Source organism: Bacillus sp. AFS053548 (assembly GCF_002575105.1).
GTDB lineage: Bacteria > Bacillota > Bacilli > Bacillales > Bacillaceae_G > Gottfriedia.
In genome coordinates, this window is record NZ_NUHI01000012.1 from 35,158 (window position 1) to 54,504 (window position 19,347).

The 19,347-nt window shown below is 34.4% G+C and carries 17 protein-coding genes; all 17 read right to left on the reverse strand.

Annotated features, from left to right (window positions below; all coding sequences use genetic code 11):
- Window positions 1-158: 158 nt before the first annotated feature.
- A complete protein-coding gene (pbp4b, locus tag CN946_RS06555; protein ID WP_286133849.1) occupies window positions 159-1,427 on the reverse strand; it encodes a penicillin binding protein PBP4B in 1,269 nt (422 codons plus the stop codon).
- Window positions 1,428-1,841: 414 nt separating this feature from the next.
- The gene (locus CN946_RS06560) at window positions 1,842-3,233 is read right to left on the reverse strand and encodes an L-cystine transporter (RefSeq protein WP_098860407.1); all 1,392 of its coding nucleotides are present in this window, start codon (window positions 3,231-3,233) and stop codon (window positions 1,842-1,844) included.
- Between the two features lie 142 nt (window positions 3,234-3,375).
- The gene (locus CN946_RS06565) at window positions 3,376-3,843 is read right to left on the reverse strand and encodes a DUF3291 domain-containing protein (RefSeq protein WP_098860408.1); all 468 of its coding nucleotides are present in this window, start codon (window positions 3,841-3,843) and stop codon (window positions 3,376-3,378) included.
- A gap of 207 nt (window positions 3,844-4,050) precedes the next feature.
- Window positions 4,051-8,169, reverse strand: a complete 4,119-nt coding sequence (locus CN946_RS06570; RefSeq protein ID WP_098860409.1) for a S8 family serine peptidase — start codon at window positions 8,167-8,169, stop codon at window positions 4,051-4,053.
- Window positions 8,170-8,289: 120 nt separating this feature from the next.
- Window positions 8,290-8,478 carry a hypothetical protein gene (locus CN946_RS06575; RefSeq protein WP_098860410.1) on the reverse strand — a complete coding sequence of 63 codons (189 nt, stop codon included), beginning with the start codon at window positions 8,476-8,478 and terminating at the stop codon, window positions 8,290-8,292.
- Between the two features lie 253 nt (window positions 8,479-8,731).
- Window positions 8,732-9,973 (reverse strand): helix-turn-helix domain-containing protein, encoded by a 1,242-nt coding sequence (locus CN946_RS06580; RefSeq protein ID WP_098860411.1) that lies wholly within the window; start codon window positions 9,971-9,973, stop codon window positions 8,732-8,734.
- A 273-nt stretch (window positions 9,974-10,246) separates the two neighbouring features.
- Entirely contained in the window at window positions 10,247-10,630 is a 384-nt protein-coding gene (locus tag CN946_RS06585) for a YkvA family protein (RefSeq protein WP_098860412.1), read from the reverse strand.
- A gap of 90 nt (window positions 10,631-10,720) precedes the next feature.
- A complete protein-coding gene (locus CN946_RS06590) occupies window positions 10,721-11,059 on the reverse strand; it encodes a DUF3147 family protein (RefSeq protein ID WP_098860413.1) in 339 nt (112 codons plus the stop codon).
- Window positions 11,043-11,468: a MarR family winged helix-turn-helix transcriptional regulator gene (locus CN946_RS06595; protein WP_098860414.1), complete on the reverse strand. Its 426-nt coding sequence runs from the start codon at window positions 11,466-11,468 to the stop codon at window positions 11,043-11,045. Before CN946_RS06595 ends, CN946_RS06590 begins: the two co-directional genes overlap by 17 nt.
- A 464-nt stretch (window positions 11,469-11,932) precedes the next feature.
- On the reverse strand, window positions 11,933-12,388 hold the full coding sequence (locus CN946_RS06600; RefSeq protein ID WP_098860415.1) for an SRPBCC family protein: 456 nt from the start codon (window positions 12,386-12,388) through the stop codon (window positions 11,933-11,935).
- 4 nt (window positions 12,389-12,392) lie between these two features.
- Entirely contained in the window at window positions 12,393-12,716 is a 324-nt protein-coding gene (locus CN946_RS06605; protein WP_218012643.1) for an ArsR/SmtB family transcription factor, read from the reverse strand.
- A 141-nt stretch (window positions 12,717-12,857) separates the two neighbouring features.
- Window positions 12,858-13,118: a YiaA/YiaB family inner membrane protein gene (locus CN946_RS06610; protein ID WP_098860416.1), complete on the reverse strand. Its 261-nt coding sequence runs from the start codon at window positions 13,116-13,118 to the stop codon at window positions 12,858-12,860.
- Window positions 13,119-13,263: 145 nt separating this feature from the next.
- Entirely contained in the window at window positions 13,264-14,571 is a 1,308-nt protein-coding gene (locus CN946_RS06615) for an MFS transporter (RefSeq protein WP_098860417.1), read from the reverse strand.
- A 72-nt stretch (window positions 14,572-14,643) separates the two neighbouring features.
- Window positions 14,644-15,900 (reverse strand): imidazolonepropionase, encoded by a 1,257-nt coding sequence (gene hutI / locus CN946_RS06620; protein WP_098860418.1) that lies wholly within the window; start codon window positions 15,898-15,900, stop codon window positions 14,644-14,646.
- Window positions 15,900-17,576: a urocanate hydratase gene (gene hutU / locus CN946_RS06625; RefSeq protein WP_098860419.1), complete on the reverse strand. Its 1,677-nt coding sequence runs from the start codon at window positions 17,574-17,576 to the stop codon at window positions 15,900-15,902. The genes hutI and hutU overlap by 1 nt, the downstream gene beginning before the upstream one ends.
- Before the next feature lie 334 nt (window positions 17,577-17,910).
- Window positions 17,911-18,438: a DinB family protein gene (locus CN946_RS06630; RefSeq protein ID WP_098860420.1), complete on the reverse strand. Its 528-nt coding sequence runs from the start codon at window positions 18,436-18,438 to the stop codon at window positions 17,911-17,913.
- 72 nt (window positions 18,439-18,510) lie between these two features.
- The gene (locus CN946_RS06635) at window positions 18,511-19,035 is read right to left on the reverse strand and encodes a CbrC family protein (RefSeq protein WP_098860421.1); all 525 of its coding nucleotides are present in this window, start codon (window positions 19,033-19,035) and stop codon (window positions 18,511-18,513) included.
- Between the last annotated feature and the right edge of the window lie 312 nt (window positions 19,036-19,347).

The following is a 19,347-nucleotide window of genomic DNA, read 5'->3' on the forward strand; positions in this document are numbered from 1 at the left end:
TTTACTTTAAATCTAACTTAAAATTGTTGCATTTGCAATAATATTTTGAATAGTATGTAAGAGAAACCTTATTATAAATCAATGGTATTTCACTTAATAATAAAAAGAGAAAAATCATTCAATCTAGAAGATTTTTCTCTTTCCTAGTTCAATAACATTTACTTAATCAATGCTTCATAAACAGCAGTCGCCACGGCTTTATATTGTCCTGTAGCAAAGTCATCCCCTACAAATTTGTTTGGATTTATTAGTGGATCGATTACAGGTGAATGTTTTTTATTGGTCAATAAGACAATCCCTAAATTATTATCTGGATCTATAATCGTCAGAGTGCCTACCCAGCCCGTATGTCCAATTGCATTTGGACTTGCATACAACCCAAACGTAGACGACATACTTGGAGAGCCATTTCTTCTCCACCCTAAGCCATATGTTGGATTTAAATCGGAAGGTGCTGAAAACTGATCAATCGTCTCTTGATCGAATAGTTTTACTTTGCCATATCCACCCCCGTTTAACATTACTTGCAATAGAACCGCTAAATCGCTTGTCGTTGAGAAAAGTCCTGCATGTCCGGATACGCCACCCATAGAATAGTAAGCCTTCTCATCATGCACTTCTCCCTGTATTGTGTATGTACGAATATTTGGGAAGGAGATGATACCGTCACGTGAATTCCCCATTAACTCAGTTGCCGCGAAATCTTTCGGTTTGAATCCTTTTTGCAGAGGGTTAAACATTGTATGTTTTAGACCTAACGGCTTATAAATCGTATTTTCTACATATTCGTCTAGTCTTTGGCCAGTTATTTTCTCAATAATAAATCCGAGTATCATATAATCTACGTCACTATAAATGTTTTTCGTACCAGGTACGTATTCTAACGGTGTTTCAGCGATTTTTTCAAATGTTTCATTACGGTCTTGTGTATACAAGGAACCTGCTACAGTAGGATTGTGGTATTGTGGATCAGCTGGAAAACCAGCAGTGTGGTGTAAAATATCGATTAAGCGTAGGGTGTCCTTCCCTTTAATCATATCAGTTGATTTGTCTTTAAAATTCGGAAAGTATGATTGTACAGTTGAATTCAAGTCTATTTTTCCGATACTAACAAGATGTTGCAAAGCGAAGTTAACTGCATACATTTTAGTGTTTGATGCCAAATCAAACATTGTATTAGTCTTCATTTTCTGAGGATGTTTCAGTGGTGACAGCCCATCGTATTTTTTCGCGTACCCATAAGCAGTGTTTTTAACAATTTTCCCATCTTTGATAATCATTAGCACTGCACCCGGAAAACCATTGTTTACATCCTGCTGGATTAATTCATCTACTTGTTTTAATTTCTCAGATGAAAATCCAACCTCCTCAGGACGATTTACTTTGCTCAACACAGGAAAGCTATCACTATGTTTGTTTTGTTTCATTCCATTCACCTCTGCCTGGATTGAGGTTTTCTCTGCATTTGTTTGAGCATAGCTGACAGAACCTGTTGTAGTAACTAAAGCAAGCGATAGTGCTGACGTTACAATACTACGAGTCATTCGAGCCAATTTAAATCTCCTCCCATTAAGATAAAATGTCCAAACTTTCATAGGCTTAATCGTTGTGATTTTTGAAAATTAAATTCAAAATTATATCATTTATAATTGAAAGAAAATTCCAACTACTTTTATTATAAAGGCGAGATTCATAGTTTGTAAAGTTTGATATTTTTACCATGGGATAGGATTCTTCATCAATTTTCTTTTGTTTTCTTAAATTGGTCCCAAATTTCAATCTTGGCTTATGTGGTTATAAAAAAATGGATAGCCAATATAGGCTATCCATTTTAACTAAATTTATGCTTCTACAACATCTACAACATTAGCTTGCTGATAAACTTCTTTTTCGAATTCTCCTGTAGCCTTACTTGTTAGGATACCAGATGTCATTGCTCCACTAACGTTTAGAGCTGTACGGCCCATGTCAATTAGAGGTTCAACTGAGATTAGTAATCCAACGATTGCGATTGGAAGATTCATAACTGATAGTACGATAAGAGCTGCAAAAGTTGCTCCTCCACCAACACCAGCTACACCGAATGAACTGATTGCTACAATTAAAATTAGAGAGATTATAAATGATGCACTTGTTGGATCAACTCCAGCTGATGGGGCTACCATTACAGCTAACATTGCTGGGTAGATACCAGCACATCCATTTTGACCAATTGAAAGTCCAAACGATCCAGCGAAGTTTGCAATTCCTTCTGAAACACCGAAATCTTTTGTTTGTGTTTTGATTGTCATTGGTAATGTTCCAGCACTTGTACGTGATGTAAATGCAAATGATAAAGTTGGTAAAGCTTTTTTCACGTATCTTACTGGGCTTAGTTTTGCAAATGATAATAATAATAAATGCACAATAAACATTACGATTAAAGCCACATAAGATGCTATTACAAACTTACCTAATTTTACGATTGCATCATAATCACTTGTTGCTGCTACTTTTGTAATGATTGCTAAGATTCCATAAGGTGTTAAACGAAGTATTAACGATACGACTCTCATCGTTACTGTATAAAGCGTATCAATTATTTTTGCAAAAAACTCTGCAGTTTCAGGCTCTTTACGTTTTATACCAAGGTAGGCAATCCCCACAATTGCTGCAAAAATTACGACTGCAATTGTTGATGTTGCACGTGCACCAGTTAAATCTAAAAATGGATTACTTGGAATTAATTCAAGTATTTGTTTAGGAATTGTCATTGCTTCTACAGTTGGCACACGGCCTTGTAATTCTGTAATTCTAGCAGTCTCTGCAGCACCTGCTGATATTTTGATTCCATCAAGTCCAAATCCTAAAGCGGATCCAATTCCAATTGCTGCTGAAATAGCTGTTGTACCTAGAAGAATCCCAATAACAAGGACACTAATTTTACCGATATTCTTAGTTAGCTTTAATTTTGTAAACGCTCCGACAATTGAAACGAATACTAGTGGCATAACAATCATTTGTAATAGTTTTACATAACCACTACCAACAATGCTAAACCAGTCAATTGATCCGACTGTCACTTCATGTTCAGTTCCGTAGATTAAATGAATAATATAACCAAAAATAAGACCTAAACCTAAACCCGCGAATACACGCTTTGAAAAAGATACATGCTTCTTTTGCATAAAATACAAACCATACATAAGTACTAATAAGATAACAACATTTACGCAGATAAGAAATGTATTCATTTTTTTCCCCCTTTTCTTTTAATAATATTAATTTACGAAAATATTAATACAAGTATTCCTATAAATCAAGTAGGAATTGTTATATTTTTGTAAAATTCCTACTTTTTTATCATTTAGATACAATTTATCTAGAAATCTATTACTACTTCATTAATAGCGCTTCACCATATTCGTCAAATGCATGCTTAAAATCAAAAGCAGTAGAAGTTGGTCCATTTTGAATATAATAGTCATATCTTTTAAAGGCCTCTTCCCACGAAACATCTCTTTGCTTCTCTGTCCACCACACAACATATGAAAGGTGCTTCTCTTTATAAGATTCCATCCATTTACTTCGATCTTTCAACGCTTGCTTATGTTGTCCTGAGTACGTAAAACGATATAAGGATTCTAGATTCTTCCATACCGTTAGCGTAAGTATAGGATAAACGTCCCCCTTGCTTGCTTCTTCAGGGAGAGAGATTCCATCAGATGAAAACGCATCAATCATGTGTCCAGATTTTGTAGCCTGACGAAATATATCATTTCCTACAGAAAAAAATTGACGAGAGGTAGAGTGATCATATGGGTGTTTTAGCCTACCAACTGTATAGATTGCAACAAAAGCCATAAATAATCCTCCATAGACAGGTTTTATTAAATTTATATTCAAGTAAGCTTTTATTTCATAACTAATTCTTTTTTTCAATATTTTTATATTTTGTAGAGAATTGGCTTAAATTGGACACTTGAATATCGTATTTAGTGCTCTGCAGACAACAAAAAAAGACAATCAACAAGAATTTCTCCCAATTGATTGTCTTTTAAAAATACGATTCTAGTTTATCCCTATTTGAGTTTTAACAAGATCAATGGTTATTCCTTGATACTTTTTAACCGGTTTTGGAGCATCTGTTACGGTTGGATTTTTCATCATATAGTTTTGCTCAATGAAGGCAAAATCTTTTTCATCCGTCGTACCATCGAAATTTAGATCAGTTGCTCGATTAGCTGTACCCCAGTTTGATTTCATCGCAATTGCATCCTTAACATCAATCACATCATCATTATTGACATCTCCAGCAATTAAACTAATACCACCAATTAATTTTGCCTCTCCAAGTACACCATTTTCAGTAGTCTTCCCAATTGTAAATATACCTTTTGTTGTGAAGTGACCTGGTACAGCCATTTCAACTGTAAATGGTTTATCTGATAATGGTAGATTGAATACTTCAAAAAACGCATCAGGATGAACTGTTACATTCGTATAAACATTATTTTGATCATCTATTACTTTAATTTTAGCCCCAATTTTTGTGTAATCGTAAGGAGCAATTTGCATTCCTTGCGGCGAGAAGAAAGCTTCTGGAATTAGTTTTGCAGCCATTTGAGAATACGTTGGCAATACTTTGAATGATTTCATAAATCCAGGCGCATTTTCTGTAGTACCAGATTTATTTGTAACACTTGCTTTTAGGTCTTGTAGTTCATACCAGCCCTTGTTAAAGTTATCACTCTTAGCTCTTACTTGAATATCAAGAAGTGGTACTTCACCAGAAATTGGCTTTGTTAACTCTACTGTTACTTTCATATGTTTTCCACTTGTTGAATTTGATTCTTCAGTTGTAACTGAGCTAATTTGACTTTTTGTTTGTGAGTTTTTCAATACATCCACAATTTCAAAGTTGTATGGCGCATAGTCAAATTCATATGATACTTTATTTGTTTTATTTAAATTATGAGCAGATAGAGTAGCAGAAACTGTTTCTCCCATTTTAATGGTTTCTTTATTTAAGTCACCTGTCACATATGGGCTACCTTTTTTAACAAAAAGTGTCTCATTCATTCTACCAAAATCACCATTTGATGCAGAGTCCATCGCAAATGAGTAATATCTTGTAAAATTAGCGTTTGGATTTAATTTAACTTCACCTTTGTAGTTACCATTTTCGTCAACAGTTAACTCTTCTGAAGGTGATGCAACCCATCCATAAGGACCCATGAACGTATCATAATATCCAACAACCGAGTTATATGACTGGTTGATATCAAATCCCATTGTTTTCATATCCTCAATATCTTTATCAAAGACTTTACCTGAAAACGGAATTGATTGTTGGCTATCTTCGTACTCGTAAACTCCAAATGGTAAGCTATGCTGAACAGTAGGATTATTGTCTTCAATATATACCTTTGTTTCAGAAGTGAAGGTTTTTCCTTGATCATTTCGTCCAATAAATTTAATTTTATATAACCCTGGTTTTGCTTGTATGTACTTGTAAACTAGTGGACTATTAGGATCGGCAGAAAAAGGGATATAGATTCCTCCAAATCCATTCGCCACTCGGTATAGAAGATTTTCATCTGCAGCGATTCCATCCAATGTACCAATAATGCCAAGGTCTTCATTCGTTTTTGCATCCGTCAATACTACGTCGATATAACGCATATGAGACTTCAATTGGAAGTATAGATCTGTACGCGGTCTCGTAAATGGATGATTATCATACGTATTACTTGTTAATGCATATGGAAATGCTCCAACTTCCTCAATACCTTCCTCTACAAAACGCGCAGCAAACGGAATTTGATAGGTTTCATCTGGATTTTGTTTATTCGTATAAACTATATATCCTTCATATGTTCCTTTTTCAGCATTTGCTGGAATATCAATAAAGACTGCATGTTTCTTTTGTTGACCTGGCTTAACCTTTAGCTCTGAATCTACTGTAATCTTTACATTATTAGCAACTGCATCTTTTGAAATTCTTGAAGATTGGTAAACTACTTTTACATCAAATGTTTTTGTTTCTTTACTATCGTTTCTTAAAACTACATTACGATGGTCTTCTCTATTTACGCCAGTTGATGTAAATGTGCCAAAGCTAATAGCTCCTGTCGTTTCTTTAATTGTTTTCATTTTATTGCCAATCATTGTGTCTGTAGTATCTAGTACTTCTAAATTTACGCCAGCATGCACTGCTTCATATGCATCTACACGACCTGCACCAACTTCATAAACACTATATTTATCATTTAGTGGATCTGCAGTATTCATTAAGTTAGCTTTTACATCTAAAGGTGTATAATCCGGATGTGCCTGTAATATCAATGCAGCAATACCAGCTACATGCGGACTTGCCATTGATGTTCCAGATAAGCGAGCATAAGCGTGCTTATAGTCACCAAGTGATGCACTACCCGCAAAGTGCGTTGGCACAGTAGAAAGAATATCTACACCTGGTGCCGTCACTTCAGGTTTAATATCATAAGTTACTCGCGCTGGACCTCGTGAACTAAACGGAGCAAGTTTGTCACCTTCTGTCTTCACTTGACCTAATTTTTCAAATGAATAGGTAGTATTGCCTACATTTACTTTTTGTAATAAATCTAGTCCCTCTGCATTTGTTAATGAGAATGTAGGAATATTCGCAACACCTTCACCTAAATAGTTTGGAACGTAACCTTCTTTTGGATCAGAATTGTAGATAAATAGTGCCGCTGCTCCCTTCATCTTTGCAAATTTGATTTTATCGTTTAATGTAATGCTTCCACGCTGAACTAAAGCAATTTTCCCTTTAACATCCTTACCATTATAATCAGCAAAAGCTCCGTAACCTGCATCAACTACTTGTAAGTTTTGACCTACAAAGTTTTGTATTTGGTCCGTAAAACTCTTCGCCATTAAGCGGATGTCAGTAGCCGTTTTTCCAGTACTCGTTTGAACTGAACCTTTAAGTTCTGCGATCGTAGTTGGTACACTGCTTGCCCCAACAGCTAATCCTAATGGTGCATTTCCTGGCGTTCCAACCGTATACATACCATTACCAGCATTTCCGGCGGCTAACACAGCAGTTACCCCTGACAATACCGCGTTATTAATTGCAAAAGCGATTGGATTCATTGGATCATTGTAATCAGATCCAAGTGATAGATTAATAACATCCATTCCATCACTTACAGCACGATCGATCCCTGAGATGATTGATTCAGAAGAACCTCTTCCGTATGGTCCAAGCACGCGATACACATATAAATCAGCATCTGGAGCAATACCTGTAACTGAATATTCAGAGTCAGCTGTACCTTGGCCAACGATTGTTCCAGAAACGTGCGTTCCGTGTACCGTGTAATACGTAGCTCCTGCACTAAACTCTAGCTGTTTTGATTTTTTCCAGTCATCATAAGTAGCTTCCATTGGATCATTATCATTATCGACAAAATCATATCCACCTTTATAAGCAGCTTTAATGTCGGGGTGATTGTAGTCTACTCCCGTATCGATAACCCCTACCTTTATTCCTTTACCTGTATAACCTTCTTCATGAAGCTTGTCCACTCCTAAAAATGGATTTACGTCTCCTTCAGGAAAATCAGAAGTAGTATCAGTACTTTCTTGTTCAACTGGAGGATCAACTGTTATTTCTTTACTTTCCCATACCGTTTTAACAGCTTTTGATTGCATTAAATCTTCCACTTTATTGGCAGGAATTTGCAGCGATACACCATTAAATGCATGCTTGTATTTTTGCTTAATCGTGTATGGTGTTTTATTTTTGTCATTTTTAAAAATAGATGTTAAATCCTTTTGAAAGTTTGCATGAGAATCTTCTACTTGTTGATTTGCCTGTGTCACGCTTAAAGACATTCCTTCAGCCTTCGCAGACATGACCGCTGTTTTAGATGGTAATGTTTTAAACTGGACGATCACTGTGATTTTTTCATCACTTTTTAAATTGACGTCCGGACTAATTTGGAGACCAGATTGATCACTCATTTTTAATTGAGTTAAAGCTTTTCTTTGTTCTGGTGTAAGCTTAGCTAATATCGATTCCGTATTCATAGCAGCCTGTACATTAACTGGTTTAATCCCTGATGAAGATACAAAGCTTCCAGCAATTAAACTAGTTCCTATAGCAAGTGCAGTAACTGATTTTGTAATGTTTTTTTTCATCTCTTTCTCCCTTTTCCTTTTAAGTAAGAATTGTTTTAAGTTCAACTTTCAGCCTGTCTTTTCTACTGAATATCAAGCGCTTTTAACACACTATCTAAATTTTTACCTTTATAGTTCTTTTTAGGGGTTTATTTGAAGTTGCTTTAAAGCTTGTCTCTGACCTGGAGTAAGTTTTGATAATACTTGCTCAATTGATGAAGTAGTTTGAGCATGCACATTGAAAACTGCAGAAATTGGTGCAAATGTACTGCAAATTAGCCCCATACTTAGCGTCAATGGAGTGATACGTTTGGTAATCTTCTTTCTCATCTTTCTCCCCCCTTCAATTAAATAATCTTACGAGTTTTATTATAAAAAGACTTTATGTAATTTAACTATTTTGAAAATTCTGTCAAACTAACAAAAAAAGTCTCTTTATGAAATTTAATGTCAAGAAAGATGAATCCTAGGCTAGAGAATCGAAGGTAAGCAGAGATTTTTAATTCAAAAAAATATAAACAACCACAAGGAATATTTACCTTGTGGCTCTCTTCTTTTATATCGTTCTTTTAAGACTCACTAGTTATTTACTTAGTATTTGTAAATATTTTCGTTCATGCTCCGAATTAATATAATGTCTATATTTCCAGTACATCAAAAGGTATTTTCCATACTCTTTTAGTACACCTAGTTCTATTGCAGTTATGGCAACATCTAGGATTTCATGTATTCCTTCAGTTATTTTATTTCTTGCACATTGATACAAAGCATGTGAGTAACGGAATTTCAAATGCATTTGCTGCCTAAATGGTTCTTTACTCTCAGCTATTTCTTCAAAAATATTAAAATATCGATTTAACAATCGTTCAACGTCTTCAATCCGCTCAAGCTTTACATAAACTTCTAAAATCCTAGGTAAACCAACAAACAAGTCTTCCCTAACTTCCAACCAATCTAAGTACGCATCAACATGTTCATATTGTTCAAATTCTAAGTAAGCTACAAATCTGTTTCCAATAGCTAAGTCCCTGTAATAATCATTAACTTTTGAATAACGATCTATAATACTTAAAACCTCTTCTAATGAACCACCTAGACGAAGCAATGCAAAACCTTGATAAAGAAGTGCTCTACCATAGTAATCTCCTTCTTTAGCAAATTTCTCTAACGTTTGTGCATAATACATTACCTTTTTCCAATTCTGGCGGAGATAACAAGTAGCCATGATCCATAAATAAGTTGATAATTGTAACTCCTTTGTCAATTTCGTTAAATGCCTCAAAGCATGTACTTCAGCGTCATGTCCCTGATCCGTTGTCCTGACTACGTAATATTTCCTATAATAACTTTTCGCCAATTGAGTTGAATTATGATCGGGCATACTCTCAATTATGCACTCATAAAGCGGTAATGCCTCCCTTTCTTTATTTTCTTCAAAAAGCTTTTCAGCAACTAAAAAAATATAATTTAAATTCTTCTTTAGAATCGCTTTCTGACTTTCATCCAAAACTTTATTAAAAATAACTTTTAGCTGATCTTGATATCCAAATAATGCACATTTATATAAAAACTCCATACTTCTTCGTTTATCTAATATCCCGTTTTCATTAAAACATTCTTCAATATAATCTGAATATAAAGTACCTTCGCTCAGGTTTAAAGCTGCAGTAATAGCATCTAAATTACGTAAAGAAAGAGTTTGTTTATGATTTAAAATACGGCTAATTTCAGTCAAATGAATAGTAGAATTTCGTGCTAATTGAGTTAAATTCATGTTTCTTTCTCGCATATAGTCCATCATTTTATGGAACAATTTTAAATTCACTTTCCTTCCCTTCTTCCTTTAGTTATTTTGAATATCTATTTAGTACTGCCTTTAACTTTAAAATTCTTAAAAACTTCTACTCTCTTAATTAGAAATCTCTAATGAATAACTGTCAAGGTGGCATATGGACTAATCTAGTAAATACGCGTGACATAAAGCACAGATGTATTAAGTCAAATAATTTTTAAAAAAAACATTTAATCGTAAAACAAAAACGACTGCCCTCTCAAAAGGACAGCCGTGTTCCATTCAATCTAAAATCCCATTTTATACTTAACTAATTAATTGATAAACTTTGAAAATTACCCAAATAAAAATCACAAACCAAATCATCAAAATGAATGATCCGACGATCCAATTTTTAGGTTTACCTTTTTTCATCATTTCTTCTGCTTTCATTTCACAGTCAACTATTACATTGTCTGGTATCAACTTTAAAGAAATATAAATACCTATAGGAATGAGAATTACATCGTCTAAATAGCCTAAAATTGGAATAAAATCAGGGATTAAATCAATCGGACTAAAAGCATATGCTACTACACAAACTATGAATACTTTTGCATACCACGGAACGCGTTCATCCTTGCAAGCAAAATAAAGTGTGAAGATTTGGCGCTTTAATTTCTTCGCCCATATTTTTAGTTTTTTAAGCATGTTATCTCCTATAAATTAGCGTTTTTTTTGAATAATTATAACAAAAATTATTTATCAATATTGTAAAAAGTCGGAAAAACTACTCTTAAATTAAAACAAATGTTTTACTACTAAATCTTGAGCAAAAATATAAACAAGCCATCCTAAGATTCCAAGCCCGATTGAACTAAATAAGTGCATTGAATGCTGAAGAGCCAATCCAATAATTAAAAGCATCACGACCGTACCAGGTATTCCTAGTACGACTCCATAAGCAAATTTACTCAATGTTTGCACCTGTTCACCTTGAACATTTAGCCATATTAAACTTAAAAGACTAACAATAGGTAACGCCGCAATCAATCCACCCTGTGAAGGGAATCGACGTGCAATTTCGGTAATAACTCCGATTATAATGGCTGAAGTAAATATTTTAATAATCGCATACATTCTGAGCCCTCTCTTTCATTAAATTAAAGGCTTTTAAAATCGTTTCTCTTTCTTGTTCGGTCATCTGTTCAAAAAGAAGCTGCTGAAGTTTTTCTTCATTTAAACTTGAATTTTGTAACAAAACTTCTCTCCCTAAATCAGTAAGCATTAGGATTACTTTTCGTTGATCAATCTCACCACGAGTTTTATAAACATATTCTTTTTCTAGTAAACGTTTAACATGTTCTGACGCTGTATTGTGAGAGACTTTAATTCCTTCAGCAATATCCTTTATCCCAACTTCAACTTCTTTATCAATAATTTGTAAAATTCGAACGCTTTGGTGCGTAATATTTTCTTTATGCTTATATCGTAAAAGATAGTAAATATCAGTCCATAATTGATTCAATTGTTTAATTTCTTTATTCATGTTGATCCTCCTTATATCGTACGATACGATTATATCTTATAATACGATATATGTAAAATAAAGGGTAACGAAAAGTCATGGAAAAAAACAGTGGACTGCAAATAAAATCTTAGAATCGCAATTAAAATTGGGAAATCTGCAATTAAAAATAGAGAATCGCAATTAAAATTAGTAAAACTGCAATTAAATTCCAAAGAATCGCCATTAAAACAAGAAATTACCCATACCAGTTAAGGTATTATGACCTAGAATTTGTACAATAGTAGTTACTTTCAAATAGAATACTAGCAAACATGGTTCAATTCTTTTCATTTTAGAAAAAAATAGACAAAAACCTTATAAAAAAAGAGCAATCAGATCAACTCACTGTTTTAGATACGCCCACTTCCCTAATATTTTTACAATAAAAAAAGGGCGTCCCTCCGTCAGTTAACCTGACTTAGGGGACTGCCCCTATTAAATTCTTAAATAGAAATAGGTGGTAATGTATTTCCTGTTTCAAGTAAGCTTTTTAAGTTACTTAAAATCGCTGGCCAGCCATTGTTTAATCCTTCAAACGTATCATCACGATCTACTAAATCAGTCGGTTCAAGATTTTCATGTTTCAGCGTTAATCTAACTGTTGACTCTAATTCTTTCAATATAAATGTGACGATTGATGGTTCTTTACGGTTCGTTGGATCGTTTGTATGATTCCATGTGAATGAAAGTAAACGATATGGCTCACATTTTAGAATCGTTCCATAATCTGTAACTTCACCATTTCGTAAATAAGAAACCGTTGAGCCTACTTTCCAATCAGATTCAATTGCAGTTCCGAAAAAGTATTTTTCAGTAAATTGAGTACTTGTTAAAGCTTCCCATAGTTTTTCTGGTGTAGTTGCGATATATGTAACATAAACAAATTGTGGTTTATTCATTGTTCTAATCCTCCTCAAGTTTTTTTAATTCACTTAGTGCATCTAAGCGATTATGTTCGTATTTGTTCATCCATCGCTTTGAAATTTCGTTAATCGGTACAGGATTAAGATAGTGGAGCTTATTTCGACCATGCCACTCTATTACAACTAGATTTGCTTCTTCTAATATTACTAGATGTTTAGTTACTGCTTGTCTACTCATTTCAAGAAGTTGACACAATTCACTTAATGTTTGTCCGTTATTTATAAATAATTCATCAAGCAATTTTCTACGACTTGAATCGGCAAGTGCTTTAAAAACCTTATCTATTTCATTCGACCTCCCCAATATTTATATAATAAGCAACTAATTAGTTGCATGTCAAGTTCATTAAGTTCCTTTTTGAAGTTAATAATTTATTCTCTTTATTGAACAAAATTCATTTTTCTAAACAAAAAATAGCCGCATTAGCGACTGAATTATCATCTATTAACTTTCTAATTTTTCATTCTTTCCTTTTTTTACTTCCTCAAATTGCTCGTCTTCCATATCTTCTTGGTTATCACGTGTAACTTTTGCAACCATAAATGATGATACAATAATTCCAATAGCTCCCATTAAATAATAACCCTTTACATACAATGGTTCATCTAAATGGTAAAGTCCAATAAAAGTTAGAACACTAAAAATAGAGAAAGATGCCCAAGCCAAAAACGTAAAATATGGAGTATTTCTCCTTCTTTTTTTCAACTATAGTCCCCCCTATTTTTTAAGGTATTACTATTTTAATAATTTTTAAAAATTGTTAGAACATAAAGCATATACCAATATTTGGAAGCGTCATCAAAAACAAAAAAAGAGAAATTGCCGAAACAATTTCTCTTTTTCCATTTTATTAACCCGCAAGATCATTCGAAGGTCGAGCAGTTTGTACTCGTTTCCCCGGTTTAACAAAGATCATGGCAACCATACCTAATGTTACTGCGATTGATGCTGCTATAAACATTGCACTATATCCATGTTTTGCTACTAGGCTACCTGTTAAGGTTGGTGCAATAATTGTAGCTAGGTTTGCGATGAAATGTGTTACGCCACCAAATGTTCCAGCTTTTTTAGGTTCTGTATCTAATACTACTGTCCAATAAATCGAGTTTGGTAAATAGTTAAAAGCATTACCAATACACATTAAGATTAAGACTGCTGTAGCGCTTTGAACTGTTGGAATTAGCATGAAACAAATTGCTGTAAAGAACAATGAAATAACTGTGAACCATGATCTAGCAATACGTAAATTCCCTGTTTTTCTAAGAAGTGAATCTGATATTTTCCCACCTAATAATCCTGTAAAAATAGCGCCAATCCAAGGAATCATTCCAACTAATCCTAATGAAGCTAAAGAAAAACCGAATTCATCTTGTAAATATTTTGGCGTCCAAGTAAGTAATAATATATTTACATATAAAAAGGCAAAATAACCAATTGCATTCATTACTAGAGTAGGATTTTTGAAAAAATAATACCACGGTGTAGCTTCTTGTTCACTTTTTCCACTAACCGGATTATTCAAACGGATGATTTCAAGTTCTTGTTTTGTGACTTTTGGATTTTCTTCTGGTAGGTTTGTAAATACTTTAGACCAAATAAATGCCCAAATTAAACCAACTACCCCAAGAATAATAAATGTCAATTTCCAACTTGCAACTGATAATAGAGCAACTACGATTGGTGCAGTAATTAGTGCTCCTACTGGTGTACCTACTAAACCAAGCGCAACTGCAAACCCTCTTTCTTTCGGAGAAACCCAGTTAGCCATTGTTTTATTCATTGTTGAGAGGGTAGGCCCTTCCGCAAGTCCAAATAATACTCGGAATACTGCAAATCCAGCTAAAGCTGATCCACCAAATAATGTTGCACCTAAATGTCCAGCAAATACAGTGCCTATTTCAAAAATTGACCAGGTTGTTGCGGCAAGTAACCACATAAATTTAGGTCCTTTTTTGTCGGCGAAAGCTCCACCAAATAACGCCCCGAATATATAACCATATCCAAAATAACCTAGGATCTCACCCCAACTTATGGGACTTAGTCCAAATTCTTTAATGATCTCTGCCTGTGCATACGCAATTGCACCACGGTCGATATAATTAACAATCGTGATCATAATGATCATAAAAATGATAAAGAATCTATAATTTTTTTTCATTAATGCTAGTTCCTCCTATTTAAGTTTTTATCAGAAGGGACCCCCAAAATATTTATCATTTTCTGCTACTAATTACACAATCTTATTACCTTTTTTCCAAACAGATTTTACATGGTTAACACCAAATAAATATTGTAATTCTTGATAGTTTTTTACATTCCACAATACAATGTCTGCTTGCTTTCCAACTTCAAGAGAACCAATTTTATCTTGGCGATTAATAGCACACGCAGCGTTGTATGTTGCTGCCGTTAAGCTTTCAGCTGGAGTAAGTCTCATTGAAATACATGCTAAATTCATGACAAGTGGCATCGACGTTGTTGGTGAAGAACCAGGATTACAGTCAGTTGAAATGGCTACAGCTACCCCTTCATCTACCATTTTTCTACCTTTTGCAGCATCTTCACGTAAATAAAGTGCTGTTGCAGGTAAAAGACAAGCAATTGTTCCTGATTTAGCCATTGCAGCAATACCTTCATCAGAAGCTTTTAATAAATGCTCGGCTGAAATAGCACCAACTTTTGCAGCTAATTCCGCTCCGCCATATGGTTCAATTTCATCAGCATGAATTTTTGGAATTAGATCATATTTTTTCCCTGCTTCTAAAATTCGCTCTGATTGTTCTGGCGTAAATACACCCTTTTCGCAGAAAACGTCATTAAATTCAGCTAGTTTTTCTTCTGCGATGATTGGTAGCATGTCGTTAATTAAGTGATCAACAAATCCGTCTTCTCGTCCTTTAAACTCTTTCGGTACTGCATGAGCACCCATAAAAGTAGGAACTAATTCAACTGCATGCATATATTTTAATTTTTTCATAACTCTTAACTGCTTTAGCTCGGTTTCTAAATCCATTCCATAACCGCTCTTACTTTCTACAGTTGTCACGCCATGTGCAATGAATGAATCTAGACGACGCATCGTTTGTGCCATCAATTCTTCTTCATTCGCTTCACGAGTCATGCGGGCAGTCGCATGAATTCCGCCACCCGCATTCATAATATCCATATATGTTGCACCTTGAAGACGCATTTCAAATTCACGTTCTCGGCTTCCACCATATACAACATGTGTATGAGGATCCACTAGACCAGGAGTAACAAGTTGGTTTGATGCATCAACTACTTCTGCTTCATGAATTTTTTCTGCATAGCGATCTTGAATCTCTTTTGTTGTACCAACAGCTTGGATTACTCCATCTTCAATCCATAAGCTTCCGTCTTCAATTAAACCAAGCTCTGACATTGCTTCCTTTGAGCGAGGTCCTTTCACTTCAGAAGCAAGCGTTGCTAATTGAGCTGCATTTTTAATCCAAATTGGTTTTGTCATTACTTATCAGTCCCTTTATCAAGCATTGGAATATTTACTCCTCTTTCACGAGCAGTTTGTTTGGCTAGCTCATAGCCTGCATCAGCGTGACGAACTACACCCATTCCAGGGTCTGTTGTTAATACGCGCTCAATACGTGCCGCTGCTTCTTTTGTACCATCTGCTACAATTACAACACCAGCGTGTAAAGAGTAACCCATTCCTACTCCACCACCATGGTGAACTGATACCCAAGTAGCTCCACCAACTGCATTAATCATTGCATTTAGGATCGGCCAGTCTGCTACTGCATCTGATCCATCCATCATGCTTTCAGTTTCACGGTTTGGAGATGCTACAGAACCTGAGTCTAAGTGGTCACGTCCAATTACGATTGGTGCTTTTAATTCACCACTTGCAACCATGTCATTTAAGATTTTACCGAAACGAGCGCGCTCTCCATAACCTAACCAGCAAATACGAGAAGGTAAACCTTGGAATTGAACTTTTTCTTGAGCCATACGAATCCAATTACATAAATGCTCATTATCAGCAAATTCACGTAAAATAGCTTGGTCAGTTTTGTAAATATCTTCAGGATCACCTGATAATGCTACCCAACGGAAAGGTCCTTTACCTTCACAGAATTGTGGTCGGATATAAGCTGGAACGAATCCTGGGAAATCAAATGCATTTTCTACTCCTTCATCCTTCGCAACTTGACGGATGTTATTACCGTAATCAAATGTCACAGATCCTTTTTCCATCATTTCAAGCATTGCTTTTACATGAGTTGCCATTGAAGCTTTTGAACGAGCAACATAAAGTTCTGGGTTTGAAGCTCTTAATTCTGCCGCTTCTTCTAAAGACATTCCTGATGGTGTATAACCGTTTAATGGATCATGCGCTGACGTTTGGTCAGTTAATACTTCTGGAATAAAGTTTCTAGCAATCATTTCTGGTAAAATTTCAGCTGCATTTCCTACAAGACCGATTGATAATGCTTTTCCTTCTTTTTTCGCTTCCTCAGCTAGACGAATTGCCTCATCTAATGAATCTGTTTTTACATCTGTATATCTAGTTTCAATACGACGATCGATTCTAGTTTCATCTACATCAATCCCGATACAAACTCCGCCATTCATTGTAACAGCAAGTGGTTGAGCTCCACCCATTCCACCAAGACCAGCAGTAACAGTAATTGTACCTGCAAGTGTGCCATTGAAATGTTGTTTTGCTAATTCAGCAAATGTTTCGTAAGTTCCTTGAACAATACCTTGAGAACCGATATAAATCCAGCTACCTGCTGTCATTTGACCGTACATCATTAAACCTTTTTTATCTAATTCGTGGAAAGTATCCCAATTAGCAAAAGCAGGTACTAGATTTGAGTTAGCAATTAAAACACGTGGCGCATCAGTATGAGATTTAAAAATCGCTACTGGTTTACCAGATTGAACTAATAATGTTTCATCATTTTCTAAATTCTTTAATGAATCAACAATCGCATCGAAGCACTCCCAATTACGAGCTGCTTTACCAATTCCACCATATACAACAAGATCCTCTGGACGCTCTGCTACATCTTGATCTAAATTATTCATTAACATACGAAGAACTGCTTCTTGTTGCCAACCTTTTGTATTTAATTCCGTACCTCTATATCTAACTACTTTATCGACTGTAACCGTATTCATAATTTAATACCCCCTTGATGTGATATTTTCAGTCTAACACGAATTTTCCGATATTTTATTATAAAATAATGATTATTTTATATTTTATTTCACATTACTTAACTTTAAATTGTATTTTTATAAACTATCTCATTTTTTACTAATTAATTAGTCTATTTTAAATGAAAACTATGTAAAAGAAATTGAACACATTTGACAATTAGCATATTCTAACTCTGACAATTGGATAGGAATGTATTAACGAACGACACTAGTTAATATGAGAGAAAAGACGGGGAAAATCTAAAATTTAAGCCTGTATCATCGATTAATAATTCGACGATACAGGCTATTTTTAAGCATTTTTAAATAATTTACGAATCATTCTTATTTGACCACGGTGATTGATTTCGTCCTCAAAAACATGGAACCATTTAAAGTAATTTGTAGCTTTTTCTCTTCCAAACTCTGTCTTCTCATATAACCACTCATCTGAAAATGTATTAAATTTTGCATAAGTTCCTTCTCGAACCGTGTTTAATAGATTAATATAATAGTCTGCATTATTACCTTTAATTGTCTCTCTAGCATGTTCATCTAAATCTAAACCAGGTAACCATTTCTCTTCTTCTTCCGAATTTAAATCTCGATTTTCAAATGTATTAAGTTGATACCAGTACTCCACTCCTGCCATATGCGTTAGTAACATTCCAATTGTATTACCTGTTGGAGTGTGCAAATAATCTAACTCCTCCACTGTAATATCTTTAATAGCTTCCAAAGTTGTATATCTTACATAATTCATCATAGAAGTTAATGTATTAAAATCTCCTTTAACCCCATCTTGTTCTCCAACTAATAGTAATTTGTTCCATTCGTACATTGCTGCAACCCCTTTCATTTTTTTCTACACAAAAGTTAATTTTATAATAATTAATCAATAGAAAAAAGTTAATTATGATGCATCAGCATGAAGACGATGCTTTTTACAGCAATTACACTGAAATAAATAGCCTTGTAAATTCCCTTCATTTTTTAAAGCATCTTTAAATTCTTGAATTGATAAGCCATACTCTTCACTTAACCTCTTTAGATCAGTCTCTAGTTCTTTTTCTAAATGTTTAACTTCTTCCCATCCAACATAATCAATAATCGAACAGAAATCTCCACAATGACTAAGCCAGTATTCTTGTTGCCACCCTGTATAACCAGGAGTTCGATAAATCAATTCATCTACATATTCTTCACGATCAACTTCATCACAAGAATCGAAATCTTGAAACTCGCCATCATATTTTTTAGCTGCTGAACCATCCGCTATACACCATGGACAAATTCCTTCAACATCTTCTTCTGAGTAAAATGGACCTCCATAAACAAAATTCCGATTCTCCTCGCAAACAGGACAAACTGTCTCTTCTTCAACTATGACACTTAATTTTATTGGATTTGGATTGTATTTAAAAATTGGTAGTTTCACTTTTTTTACCGCCTATTCTAGTTAGATTAACGTTTATAATTTTATCACGGTTTCTTGAATACCAATAAAAAAAGACTACTTTTGTAGCCTTTCATTAAATCAATCTCCGGATAATAATCTTATTCCTTAGCTATATCTACAATATTCCCACACCAAAATTAACCTAAGAGATTAAAGGTAATAAAATAAAAAATGCTCCTAATAAAATAAATACAGATTTTAAAACATACCATGGCATGAATAAAAAAAGTTCTACTGTAAAATAAATACTCCCTCTGTTTCTAGCTATTGCATGGCGCTCTTTTGTATGAA

Bases quoted from the DNA above. Each gene is read 5' to 3' on its own strand.
- pbp4b (WP_286133849.1), bottom strand. From the start codon at position 1,427: ATGAAACAAAACAAACATAGTGATAGCTTTCCTGTGTTGAGCAAAGTA.
- CN946_RS06560 (WP_098860407.1), bottom strand. From the start codon at position 3,233: ATGAATACATTTCTTATCTGCGTAAATGTTGTTATCTTATTAGTACTT.
- CN946_RS06565 (WP_098860408.1), bottom strand. From the start codon at position 3,843: ATGGCTTTTGTTGCAATCTATACAGTTGGTAGGCTAAAACACCCATAT.
- CN946_RS06570 (WP_098860409.1), bottom strand. From the start codon at position 8,169: ATGAAAAAAAACATTACAAAATCAGTTACTGCACTTGCTATAGGAACT.
- CN946_RS06575 (WP_098860410.1), bottom strand. From the start codon at position 8,478: ATGAGAAAGAAGATTACCAAACGTATCACTCCATTGACGCTAAGTATG.
- CN946_RS06585 (WP_098860412.1), bottom strand. From the start codon at position 10,630: ATGCTTAAAAAACTAAAAATATGGGCGAAGAAATTAAAGCGCCAAATC.
- CN946_RS06590 (WP_098860413.1), bottom strand. From the start codon at position 11,059: ATGTATGCGATTATTAAAATATTTACTTCAGCCATTATAATCGGAGTT.
- CN946_RS06595 (WP_098860414.1), bottom strand. From the start codon at position 11,468: ATGAATAAAGAAATTAAACAATTGAATCAATTATGGACTGATATTTAC.
- CN946_RS06600 (WP_098860415.1), bottom strand. From the start codon at position 12,388: ATGAATAAACCACAATTTGTTTATGTTACATATATCGCAACTACACCA.
- CN946_RS06615 (WP_098860417.1), bottom strand. From the start codon at position 14,571: ATGAAAAAAAATTATAGATTCTTTATCATTTTTATGATCATTATGATC.
- hutI (WP_098860418.1), bottom strand. From the start codon at position 15,900: ATGACAAAACCAATTTGGATTAAAAATGCAGCTCAATTAGCAACGCTT.
- hutU (WP_098860419.1), bottom strand. From the start codon at position 17,576: ATGAATACGGTTACAGTCGATAAAGTAGTTAGATATAGAGGTACGGAA.
- CN946_RS06630 (WP_098860420.1), bottom strand. From the start codon at position 18,438: ATGTACGAATGGAACAAATTACTATTAGTTGGAGAACAAGATGGGGTT.